The sequence below is a fragment of the Streptomyces sp. NPDC090025 genome, from assembly GCF_044748125.1.
Taxonomy (GTDB): Bacteria; Actinomycetota; Actinomycetes; order Streptomycetales; family Streptomycetaceae; genus Streptomyces.
On record NZ_JBIVFL010000010.1, the window covers coordinates 167,739 to 178,605 of the forward strand.

The 10,867-nt window shown below is 74.2% G+C and carries 13 protein-coding genes and 1 pseudogene; 9 read left to right on the forward strand and 5 right to left on the reverse strand.

The window, feature by feature from the left end; translation table 11 throughout:
• Window positions 1-25: 25 nt before the first annotated feature.
• From ACIPXM_RS23010 to ACIPXM_RS23020, 3 genes are all read left to right on the forward strand, one after another.
• A complete protein-coding gene (locus ACIPXM_RS23010; RefSeq protein WP_401658243.1) occupies window positions 26-1,939 on the forward strand; it encodes a hypothetical protein in 1,914 nt (637 codons plus the stop codon).
• 101 nt (window positions 1,940-2,040) lie between these two features.
• Window positions 2,041-3,060 (forward strand): YdcF family protein, encoded by a 1,020-nt coding sequence (locus ACIPXM_RS23015; RefSeq protein ID WP_401658245.1) that lies wholly within the window; start codon window positions 2,041-2,043, stop codon window positions 3,058-3,060.
• Window positions 3,061-3,168: 108 nt separating this feature from the next.
• Complete coding sequence (locus ACIPXM_RS23020) at window positions 3,169-3,450, forward strand: hypothetical protein (protein ID WP_401658247.1); 282 nt, start codon at window positions 3,169-3,171, stop codon at window positions 3,448-3,450.
• Window positions 3,451-3,473: 23 nt separating this feature from the next.
• Here ACIPXM_RS23020 and ACIPXM_RS23025 read toward each other — a convergent pair whose 3' ends face one another.
• From ACIPXM_RS23025 to ACIPXM_RS23045, 5 genes are all read right to left on the reverse strand, one after another.
• Complete coding sequence (locus ACIPXM_RS23025) at window positions 3,474-4,667, reverse strand: serine/threonine-protein kinase (RefSeq protein WP_401658249.1); 1,194 nt, start codon at window positions 4,665-4,667, stop codon at window positions 3,474-3,476.
• Between the two features lie 117 nt (window positions 4,668-4,784).
• Complete coding sequence (locus ACIPXM_RS23030) at window positions 4,785-5,171, reverse strand: hypothetical protein (RefSeq protein ID WP_401658251.1); 387 nt, start codon at window positions 5,169-5,171, stop codon at window positions 4,785-4,787.
• Window positions 5,172-5,254: 83 nt separating this feature from the next.
• A complete protein-coding gene (locus ACIPXM_RS23035; protein ID WP_401658253.1) occupies window positions 5,255-5,743 on the reverse strand; it encodes a hypothetical protein in 489 nt (162 codons plus the stop codon).
• Window positions 5,744-5,750: 7 nt separating this feature from the next.
• On the reverse strand, window positions 5,751-6,047 hold the full coding sequence (locus tag ACIPXM_RS23040; RefSeq protein ID WP_401658255.1) for a hypothetical protein: 297 nt from the start codon (window positions 6,045-6,047) through the stop codon (window positions 5,751-5,753).
• Window positions 6,048-6,235: 188 nt separating this feature from the next.
• Window positions 6,236-6,955 (reverse strand): helix-turn-helix domain-containing protein, encoded by a 720-nt coding sequence (locus tag ACIPXM_RS23045; RefSeq protein WP_401658257.1) that lies wholly within the window; start codon window positions 6,953-6,955, stop codon window positions 6,236-6,238.
• 18 nt (window positions 6,956-6,973) lie between these two features.
• Between ACIPXM_RS23045 and ACIPXM_RS23050 the strand changes: the two genes are divergently transcribed.
• From ACIPXM_RS23050 to ACIPXM_RS23075, 6 genes and pseudogenes are all read left to right on the forward strand, one after another.
• Window positions 6,974-7,219 (forward strand): hypothetical protein, encoded by a 246-nt coding sequence (locus ACIPXM_RS23050; protein ID WP_401658259.1) that lies wholly within the window; start codon window positions 6,974-6,976, stop codon window positions 7,217-7,219.
• Between the two features lie 215 nt (window positions 7,220-7,434).
• Window positions 7,435-7,902 (forward strand): hypothetical protein, encoded by a 468-nt coding sequence (locus tag ACIPXM_RS23055; protein ID WP_401658261.1) that lies wholly within the window; start codon window positions 7,435-7,437, stop codon window positions 7,900-7,902.
• Window positions 7,903-8,034: 132 nt separating this feature from the next.
• Complete coding sequence (locus tag ACIPXM_RS23060) at window positions 8,035-8,241, forward strand: hypothetical protein (protein ID WP_401658263.1); 207 nt, start codon at window positions 8,035-8,037, stop codon at window positions 8,239-8,241.
• A 31-nt stretch (window positions 8,242-8,272) separates the two neighbouring features.
• On the forward strand, window positions 8,273-8,794 hold the full coding sequence (locus ACIPXM_RS23065) for a helix-turn-helix domain-containing protein (RefSeq protein WP_401658265.1): 522 nt from the start codon (window positions 8,273-8,275) through the stop codon (window positions 8,792-8,794).
• Window positions 8,795-8,898: 104 nt separating this feature from the next.
• A pseudogene (locus ACIPXM_RS23070) lies at window positions 8,899-9,345 on the forward strand (cobalamin B12-binding domain-containing protein); the annotation flags it as partial.
• Window positions 9,346-9,497: 152 nt separating this feature from the next.
• Window positions 9,498-10,829 (forward strand): methylaspartate mutase, encoded by a 1,332-nt coding sequence (locus ACIPXM_RS23075; protein ID WP_401658267.1) that lies wholly within the window; start codon window positions 9,498-9,500, stop codon window positions 10,827-10,829.
• Window positions 10,830-10,867: the final 38 nt, after the last annotated feature.

Sequence of the window (10,867 nt, forward strand, 5' to 3'; positions counted from 1 at the left end):
GGGGCAGATGGGTGCGAAACGGCCGATGAGCGGCTCGGACAAGGAACTGACGGTACTGCTCGGCAGGATCCGGGCGGGAGCGCGGCTGGTCACCCTGACCGGTCCGCCGGGCGCACCGAAGACGCGGCTGATCCGCGAAGTGCTACGACGTGAGGGCGTCGCCGCCAGATGGGAATCGGCCGACTCGCTCGGCCCCGAGCACCTCGCGCTCCTCGCGGAACGCGTCCGTACCGGCCTCACCGACCCGGCCGCGCCGCCCCTGCTCGTCCTCGACGGCTGGGAACGCCTCGGCCGCGGCGGTACGGCGCTGGTCGCCGCCCTCCTCCAGGAGACCCCGCCGGTCGCGCCCGCCGTCACCGTGCTGCTGACCGCCCTGCACCCGCTGCGGGTGGAGGGCGAGGCGGCGGTGCCGGTGCCGGGTCAGGACCTGGCGCAAGGTGCCATGGACCGGGCGGGCCTGCCGAGGGTGCCCGCGCCGCCCACGGTGCCCGTGCCGCCCACGGTGCCCGTGCTGCCCGTGGGCGCCGGAAGCGCCGACAACCCCGCCACGGACGAGCCCGCCACGGACGCCCCCGTCACGGACGCCCCCGTCGCCGACGAGCACGCCATGGACGAGCCGTCCGCGCTCCAGCTCTGCGCCGCCGAGCGCGGCTACACCCAGTGCGACCCGCACGAACAGCTCCTCTGGGAGCGGCTCTCCGTCTTCGAGGGCTCCTTCGGGCGGGAGGCCGTGCAGGAGGTCTGCGCCTCCGGGACGCTGCCGCACGCCGTCGTGCTCGACGTCCTCGACCGGCTCGCCGCGCTCGCGCTGCTGCCGGTCGACGACGGGGAGCCGGGCGAGGCCCGGTACTGGATGCCGCCGCCGATGCGGGTCGTCGGGGCCCGCAGGCTCAGCGAGCGCGGGGACCGGTGGGCCGTGGTGCTGCACCACCGCCGCTGGTACGTGAAGATCGCCCGGCGGGCCGCCGACCGCTGGCACGACGGACGCCAGCTCGACGCCCGTGATCTCGCGCTGCGCGAACTGCCCGACCTGGCCGTCGCCATGGACCCCACCACCGCGCCCCTCTCGCCGACGGCGGAGGCCGACTCGGCGGTCGACATCGCCGTCTCGCTCTGGTTCCTGTGGGTGGCCTGCGGCCGGGTCACCGAGGGCCGCGCCCGGCTCCGGCACGCCCTCGCGCTGCTCCCGGGCCCCGCCCCGGCCCGCGCGCTCTGGCTCGCCGCCTACCTGGAGCTGGAGGCCGGCCGCCCCGAGGACGCCGACCCGCTGCTCGTCCAGGCGTGGGCGGCGGCCGTACGGGACGGGGACGACCGGTGTCTGGCCATGCTGGCGCACCTGCGCGGCGCCACCGCGCTCTACCAGGGGCGGGCGAAGGCGGCGGCGGACGAGTTCCGGGACGCCATCGACGTGCTCGGCGAGTACCCGGAGCTTGGCCCGACCCGCCGGCTGTGCTGGACCGCGCTCGCCCTCGCGCTGCTGCGCTCCGACCCGGACGCCGCCCAGGAGGCCCTGGACCGGGCCGCCGACGCGCACACCTGGGCGGGCCGGGACCTCTGGGCGGACGCGTGGGCGGACTACGCCCGCGCCGAACTCCTCCACTGGGACGGCGAGGCGACCCGCGCCGCCGACCTGGCCGCCCGCGCGCTCCGCGGCCATCTGCGGCTCGGCACGGTCACCGGCGCGGCCTGCGCCGCCGAACTCCTCGCCCAGATGCGGATCCTGCGCGGCCGCCCGACCACCGCGGCCCATCTCCTCGGCGCGGTCGACCTGTTGCGCTCCGCCGCCTTCGACGACGGCTACCGCCCGGCCGACTTCACCACCCCGTCCCGGTCCCGCAGCGAGTCCGCGCTGCGCGGCTCGCTCTCGGACGGCGAGCTCCGCCGGGCCTTCGAGGAGGGCGCGCGGATCGGCCTGCACGCGCTGGTCGCCGAGCCTTGAGCGGGCGAACCCGATCCGATGAACCCCCTGACGGAGGACTTCCGGATGACGGAGGACTTCCGGCCGGTCCTGATTTCGGCGGCGGTGTCTACGATGTCGGCATGATCGCCTTCGTCGTCGTGGCCGCCGTCTTCGCCCTGCTGTTTCTGGCCGGTGTGCTGCGCGACCGGCGCCGGTTCAGCAACGCCGTGTATCTGGGCCTCGCCGTCAGCTTCCTCGGGCTCGGCCTGCTCGCCGGGATCGACGAGGCCCCGCACGGCGTCGGCGAGACGGTGATGATCGTCGCGGTCCTGGTGCTGTCGCTGGGGCCGGTGGCGCTCGCCGTGCTGCTCTGCGCCAACGGCGTCAAGATGGTCCGCAAGGAGGGCCGCAGCCCGGCCAACCTGCTGTCGCTGCTCGCCGGACTCGGCATCTTCGGCGTCATGATCCTGACCGTGGCCGTGTTCGCGACCCGCTCCCCGCGGCTCGGCGTCGTCGTCGGCACGCTGCTCATGATCCTCGGCTATGTGTCCTTCCTCTTCCTCTGCTTCGTGGGATACGCGTTCCTGTACGGCCGGATGCGCATCCGCCGGGACGCCGACTATGTGGTGGTGCTCGGCTCCGGACTGATCGGCGGCCGCCGGGTGCCGCCGCTGCTCGCCAGCCGCCTGGAGCGGGGCCGCGAGGTGTACGACAAGCTCGCCGAGCGCCGCGAGGTGGACCGCGTCCCGGTCCTGATCACCTCCGGCGGCCAGGGCCCGGACGAGGAGCTGCCGGAGTCCCACGCGATGGCGGACTACCTGGTGGAGCGCGGTTTCCCGGCGGACCGCGTCCAGCGCGAGGACCGCTCACGCACCACCGAGGAGAACATGCTGTTCAGCAAGGCCCTGATGGAGGCGGAGCGGCCGGGCGCGGAGTGCGTGATCGTCACCAACAACTTCCACGCCTTCCGGGCCGCCCTGATGGCGCGCAAGGCGGGCGTGAAGGGGCAGGTGGTGGGCTCGCCGACCGCCGCGTACTTCTGGCCGAGCGCGACCATCCGCGAGTTCGCCGCGGTGTTCCTGGAGTACAAGGCGGTCAACCTGGGCATCTGCGCCGGTCTGACCGTGCTGGGCGCGCTGGCCCTCGCCTTCGCGGCCTGACCGGCCCCCAGGGGGGAGGGGCGGGCTGCGGATGCCCGGTTCCCGGGCTCCGTCCTACGCTGGAGGGGACGCCCCCGGCCGGGCGGAGCGACGCGCGGAGGCGACGTCATGAGAGCACGGCACCACTTCCACATCGACTACCGCGGTCACTCGGTCAGTGCCACCGTCCAGACCGGCCACCGTCCGGTGGTCGAGATCCTGGTGGACGGCAAGGAGACGGGGCACGCTACCAGCCGGGACAACCAGCCCGTCTCGGTCCACGTCGAGTTGCCCACGGACCCGCCCACTCCGGTCACCGTCAGGGCCACCCCGGGTCCCGGCATGCCCCGCTGTCTGCTGCTCGGCCCGGAGGAACCGGAGGGGCACGTGATGGCCCCGAGAGTGTTCTGAGCCCCGCCTCCGCGCCCCGCGGCTCAGCTGAGCCAGGCCATCCCGATCAGCAGGAAGACGACGAAGGCGACCGCGCCCGCGACGGCGGCGGTACGGCGGGGTCTGCGCCGGGAGATCGCGGCCAGCGGGTTCTCCGCCTGCTGCGGGGCCCGGCGCGAGCGCGGCACGGCCGACGGCACGGACGGCGGTGCCGGTACGCCCAGGGACCCGGTCCCGGTGCCGGTGCCGGGTCTCGCGGTGTGCCCGGCGGTGTGCCCGGTGGTGGGCGGGCCCGCCGGTGCGGGGGCGGTCACCGTGCCCGTACGACCGTGCCGGGCCGCCGCGCGACCACCGCCGTGGCCGGGGCCGTGTCCGGGGGAGTGCTGCGGGGGCGGCGGTACGGCCTGCGGCGGCAGCGGGAGCGGCTGGTCGCGCCAGCCGCCCGAGGTGAACCAGTCCGCGATGGCCTGCGCGGCGGGGCGCTGCTCCGGCTGCTTGGCGAGCAGCGTCAGCAGGTACGCCTCGAAGGCGGCCGGCATCGGCACGCCCTGCTGCCGGGGCGGCACCGGCGGGGTGTCGATGTGCTGGTAGAGCAGCCCGGTCGCGGTGTCCGCGCGGAACGGCGGCTGCCCGGTGAGCAGTTGGTACAGCACACAGCCGAGCGAGTACACGTCGGACGCGGGCGACGCGGGCTGCCCGAGGGCCCGTTCGGGCGCCAGGTACAGGCCGGTGCCGACGATCTGGCCGGTGGTGGTGAGCCCGGCCGAGGGGTCGTCGACGAAGCGCGCGATGCCGAAGTCGGCCAGTTTCACCGTGCCGTCGGCGTCCATCAGCAGGTTCCCCGGCTTGATGTCCCGGTGCACCACGCCCTGCCGGTGCGCCGCCGCGAGCCCGGCCGCCGCGTGCGCGGCGACCGTCGCGACCTGCTCGGCGCCGAGCCGGACCGGCCGCTCCCGGTCACCGGCCAGGCTGTCCCCGGACACCAGCTCCATGACCAGGAACAGCTTCCCGTCCCAGGTGCCGAAGTCGAACACCCCGACCACGTGCGGATGGCTGAGCCGGGCCGCGGTCTGCGCCTCCATCCGGAACCGTTCGGCGGCCGACGGATCGTGCTCGTGACCCAGCATCAGCTTCACGGCCACATCGCGCCCGAGCACCTCGTCGGTCGCCCGCCACACCTCGCCCATGCCGCCCCGCCCGACACACGCCTGGAGCCGATATCGGTCCGCGACCAGCACTGAGAACCCACCCTTCCATCTGGACGCCTCATCGTAGAGCGGTTGTTCGAGGCGTCTCGCCGCCGGTGGGGGTTCCCGGCCCGCCGGGCTCGCCCGGGCCTCCCGGCCGTCCCGGCGTCAGCCGGTGCGCACGGTCGCCATCCGGACGAGCAGATGGCCCAGGCTGCTGCCGTGCGGGCCGAACTCGTGCCCGTACCGGCGGATGACCCGGTTCTCGTGGGCGAGGCCGACCGCCGGTCGGCCGCCCGTCCGCCCGAGCTCGCGCAGCGCGGCCGAGAGGGCGGTGCGGCGGCGGACCAGGGCGACGATCTGCGCGTCGACCGAGTCCAGCGAGTCGGCGAGCAGTTCCTCGGTGCCGGGCACTCCCGGGCGGCCGACGTGCCCGGGGCGACCGGGCCGGCCGAGGTGGTCGGCGCGTCCGGCGTGGGCGACACCGCGGGTGCCGGGGGCGTACGCACCGGCGACGCCGTTCTCGGCGATCATCGTGTCGAGCAGGGGGACCATGCGACGTACTCCTTCCTTCTGCTGGTTGCTGGTGCTGTTTTACGGCTGCCTTCTGGGGCCGCCGTTCCGTGGCCGGTCGGCGGTCAGCGGTCGGCGGCGATCCACTCCGCCAGCTGTTCCCTGGTGGTGGCCGGATCGGCGACCACCGCGCCCAGGGCGTCGTCCGCCAGGGTCGTGGTCGAGACGGCGGGGCAGCGGCGGCAGGCGTCGACGCCGGACTGGTGCCACCACTTGCACTCGGCGCGCAGATGGCAGCGCGGCACCGGCGCGGTGTCCGCCGCGGCGGCCGGAAGCGCCGCCATCCGGTCGATCAGGCCGCACCGGGTGCCGACCCGGTTGCCGCACTCGCTCACGCAGTGCGAGGCGAACCGCAGCACCCGGGTGGCCGGGACGCCCTCCGGGATCAGCGGAAGGACCTGGGCCGCCGGGGTCGGTTCGGCGAGGTAGGCGACCCGGCCGTCGGCGCCGCCGCGCACCCCGAGCACGACCGATTCCGGCCGGTCGGGGGCCCCGCTGGGGCACCAGTGCACCGGCGCGGGGCCGTCCGCGCTCCGTACGGGATCCAGCTCCACGGCGGGGTCAGCAGGCCCGGGCGTCGGCCACGCCGGACGGGGTGGAGGACGTCGCGGTCTTCCCGGCCGGGGCCGACGGGGCGGAGATGAAGCCCACCGTGTTGCCGTCGTCGAGCCGGTCGGTCGTCCCGGCCTCGCGGGCGATGGCCGCGGCGAGGCTGTCGGAGAACTGCGCGGGGGAGCTGATCCGGGTCTCGGCGGTGCGCTCGGCGGGCGCGGCGGACGCGGACCCGGCCGCGGCCCCGAGCAGACCGGTGGCGAGGGCGGCGGCAGCGGCGGCGGAGCGCAGCGTGGACTTCTTCATGATGTCGAACCTCCGTGAGAATGCGGCGAGTTGGACAGTTCATTCGGTCGTGCCGGTACGGCTCCGGGCCACGTTAGACGTACGGGGCGGGCGCGACCGGCAGATCCGGCGGCATCCCGGCGGCACCGGACGGCGGTTTTCCGCCGTTCCTGGCTCCCGCTCCCGGAGCGCACGGGGGCGTGCGGCGCTCAGCAGAGGTCGCCGGACAGCCAGCCCTGCGCCACCGCCCGGCAGCCCGCCTGGAAGCGGCTGCGCGCGCCGAGGAGTTCCATCAGGTCGGCGGCGATCCGGCGGGCCGTACGGGGCGAGACGCCGAGCCGCTTGGCCACGGCCTCGTCGGTGAGCCCCTGCCCGAGCAGCAGAAGTGCCGCGCGTTCCTGGGAGTTGAGGCCGTCCGCGTCCCGCTCGCGGGAGGGCGTGCCGAGCGGTGTGGCGCGCATCCAGATGGTGTCGAAGAGCGCGCACAGCGCGGTGAGGGTGCCGGTTCCGGTCAGCACCAGGGCGCCGGCGGAGGAGTTCTCGTCGTCCACCGGGACGATCGCGATCCGGCGGTCCATGATCGTCAGCCGGACCGGCAGGGAGGGCGCGGTGCGCACCTCGCCACCGCGCTCCGTCAGCCATTTCGCGTACGTGACGGTCGCCGGGCTGTTGCGGACGCTGTCCAGGTAGAGGGTCCGCATCCGGACACCCCGGTCGAGCAGCGCGTCGTCCTGCGGCCGGGCCGCCCGCATGCTCGCCTCGCTCTGCGCGCCGCCGGGGGCGAGCGCCAGCACCTCGTCGCGGACGTCGCGGACCAGGAGCCGGATGCGGTCCCTTATCTCGTCGATGCCGTCGAGGCGTTCGATGCCGTCGATGTTCTGGTGCGCGCGGGCCGTGGTGAAATCGGCGGCCAATTGCGCGGCGGCCAAACGGATTTGTTCGGTCCGGTGCTGTTCGGCCGCGACGCGTTCTTCCTGGCGGGCCATGAGGGCCTGAATGGCCATCTCCGGATTCACCGCGCGGAACGCCTGGGGAGTGTCGAAAGGAGCCCGCACCAGGGCCAGTTCGCTGAGTTTGTCAAGAGCCGCGCGCAGCTCCTGGCCGGTCAGATTCAGCGTGGCCGTCAGGTCGAGGAGATCGGCTTGTGGATGAGCCAGAATCGCCCGGTAGACCCGTGTGCAGGTTTCGTCTAACCCCAGGACATGCAACAAGAGGTTCCCCGGTCGTGTCGGTCGAACCGTCGCTGGCAGGTGGCGGCGGGAGGTGTGGTGGGTGCGACGCGTGGTCAGCGCGGCGCGGGTGCGCGGTGAGCGGTGTGCCAGGGTGTGCCGGAGCAAGGCGGTACGTGGTGAAGCGTTTCTGCGCTGTGCGGGCGCCTCAGAGGAGGATCGCCGAAACCCCCGTACCGGTGCAACTGATCGAACCGGGCGACGGCATGGCATATTCCGGCCATCGCCTCAATGGTCCTGGTTTGCCGCTTGCTGCCGGAAGCGGCGCCGCCGACGCTCGACGGATGATTCTCGTCCACGTTCGTATTCGGTCGGCCGAGCCTCTTCCCGAAAGCAACGAGCTCATCGGAATTCTGGGCGCCCATGTGACACCGGGAGAACGTGTGGATCACTTCAGCGTCCACCCGGAAGGGCCCCGGTCCCTCACCGTCGGCTGCTTCGTCGTCGCCGGTCTTCTCCTGGTCGCGGAAAACGTGGCACTCGCCGTTCTCCAGCGCGCGCTGCGGGCGGAGCCGGCCCTCCGGGGCGCCACGATCACCAGTTGTTCCGGCGCGCTGGTCGCCGCGTACTTCGAACGGCTCCGCGATTCCGCAGGTCGCGGTGGACGGTCTATGCGGTTGCCGGATCAGGACATCGCGGATTGCTGACAGCGCGGCGGGCGGCGGGCCAAGCTCAAGCCATCGACAGGACGCCGGGCCGGAGACGGGCCGGAGCGGTCGAAGAACCGCCCAAGCACTGTCGAAGACCTCCACCGCCCCGCATCGAAGGAGAACTCTGTCGTGTCCAGAAACCGTGTGTTCTTCGCCAAGCTCGCCGCCGCCGTCGCGCTCGTCGCCCTCCCCGCCCTCGGCGGCGCCGCCCTCGTCACCTCCGGTACGGCGGACGCCGCGCCGGTCACCGTCGCCGACACCGTCGCCGTCCCGGCCACCACCGCGCCCGCCCCGACGCCCACCCCCACCGGCAAGGACACCACCGGCTGGGACTAGTCCCCGCCGCCTCGGGTCCACCCCGACGACGATGAGCACACCCCCGGCCGCGCATCCGGTCACCGGTGAAGTCCCGGACCCTGCCCCGGCCACCGCCCCGGACCCCGCCCCGGCCACCGACCAGGCGAGTGCGCCGCCCGGCCCCTTCGCCCGGCTCCTGCGGACCTTCCGGTCCAGCGCGGGCCTCACCCAACAGCAGCTCGCCGACTTCGCCACCCTCAGCGTCCGCGCCATCCGCGACCTGGAGCACGGGCGGGCGGAGCGCCCCCGCCGCGACACCGTACGGCTGCTCGCCCGGGCGCTGCGGCTCGACCCGGCGCGTACCGCCGAGTTCGAACAGGCCGCGCGGGGCGGACCCGCCGTTCCGAGGCACCACGGCCCCTCGCACGACCCCTCGCACGGCTACGAGTACAGCACCGTCCTGCTCGACGCGCTCGCGTCCGACGCCCGCGACGGCGAGTGGTCCCGCGCCCTCAACGACATGGCGGGCCAGGCATGGCGCCTGGTCTCGGTGGACCGTGGCGTGGCCTTCCTGGAGCGCCGGCTCGGCTGAACCGCGCCGCCCGAAGTCCCGTACCCACGCCGGTACCCGTACCCACGCCGGTACCCGCACCCGCACCCGCAACTCCCCGCACTCTTCCTTCACGAAGGTTGGCTATGCAGCTCTCAACGCCGCCGGGGGACGTGCCCGACAGACCTGCTCTGCACGTCGTGGTCACCAGTGTCGCGTCCGACTCCCACACCTGGAACCTCATCTATCTCCAGCTCCTCATCGAGGAGTTGGGCCACCGCGTGACCAACCTCGGCGGCTGTGTGCCGGACGAGCTGATGGTCGACGAGTGCCGCAGGCTCGCCCCCGACCTCGTCGTCGTGAGCAGCGTCAACGGCCACGGCCACCACGACGGCATGCGGGTCATCGGCGAGCTCAGGGCGTGCCCGGAGCTCCGGGAGACCCCGATCGTCATCGGCGGCAAGCTCGGCATCACCGGCGGCGGCGACAGCGGCCCGCTGGAGGAGCTGCGCGCGGCCGGGTTCGACGCGGTCTTCGAGGACGGCTCCGGCATCGCCCAGTTCCAGGGCTTCGTCCGGGCGCTCCCGGCGGCCCCGCCGGGCATCGAGGCGGAGGTGGCCTTGACGGCCGGGTCGACGGTGACGGCGGTGACGTCCGTGACGTCCGTGACGGGGTCGGTGACGTCCGCGACGGGGTCGGACCCCGACACGGCCACCGGCACCGCCACCGGGACGGCGGCCCGCGCATGACCGGCGGATTCGGCTCCTTCGTACGGGCGGCCCACGCCGCCGGTGACCTCGTCGTCCAGCCCCGGATGGGCATGAGCGACCCGGTCGAGATGCGCCGCGGCCTGCTCGCCACCAAGCGCGCGGACGCCACCACGGTCGGCACCATCACCCTCGACAGCTACACCCGGGTCGGCGACATCGAGGCCGCCCGCCGGGCCCTCGCCCGCGGCGGCGCCCTCAACGGCTACCCCATCGTCAACCACGGCAGCCGGCTCACCCGGCGCATCCTCGACGGGGTCGCGGACCCCGGCTTCCCGGTCCAGGTCCGGCACGGCTCCGCCCAGCCCGAGGCCATCTTCGAGGCCCTGGTGGCGTCCGGGCTCACCGCCACCGAGGGCGGCCCCGTCTCGTACTGCCTGCCCTACAGCCGCGCCCCGCTCACCCGGTCCGTGGCCAGCTGGTCGCGCTGCTGCGAGATCTTCGCGCAGCTCCGCGACCAGGGGCAGGAGCCGCACCTGGAGACCTTCGGCGGCTGCATGATGGGCCAGCTCTGCCCGCCCGGGCTGCTTGTGGCGCTGAGCGTGCTCGAAGCGGTGTTCTTCCGCGAGCACGGACTGCGCAGCATCTCGCTCAGCTACGCGCAGCAGACCAGCACCGAGCAGGACGAGGAGGCGCTGCACGCCCTCGCCCGGCTGGCCGGGGAACTGCTGCCGGACGTCGACTGGCACATCGTGCTCTACGCGTACATGGGTGTGTATCCGCGGACGGAGGACGGCGCGCTGCTGCTGCTCGAACGCGCCGCCCGGCTCGCGGCCCGGGCGGGCGCCGCCCGCATCATCGTCAAGACGGCGGCGGAGGCGCACCGCATCCCGACCGTCGAGGAGAACGTCACCGCGCTCGAACTCGCCTCGGCGGCCGCCGCCGACGAGCGGAGCCGTATCGCCGCCCGCGCGCCCCGGACCCCCGTGCCCGCCGCGTCCGCCGACACCGGGGTCTACGCGGAGGCGTCGCTCCTGGTCCGCACGGTGCTCGACCTGGCGCCCGACGTGGGCCGCGCCCTGGTCCGTGCCTTCGGGCAGGGCCTGATCGACGTGCCCTTCTGTCTGCACCCGGACAACCACGGGCAGTCCAGGGCCCGGGTGGACGGCGACGGGCGGCTGCGCTGGACCGAGATCGGCGCGATGCCGATCGGCGGCGTCGCCGAGATCACCCCGGGCGACCGGCTGACCTCGGACGGACTGCTCAGCGCGCTCTCGCACGTCCAGCGCGGCTTCGACGAGCTCGCCCTGCGGTCGGCCGCCGGACCGCGCGGCGCCCTGCCCGGCCGCAGGCCCGTACTCCTCCCCTAGTCGAGCCCCTGGCCGAGCCCCACAGCTTTCGCTTCCTC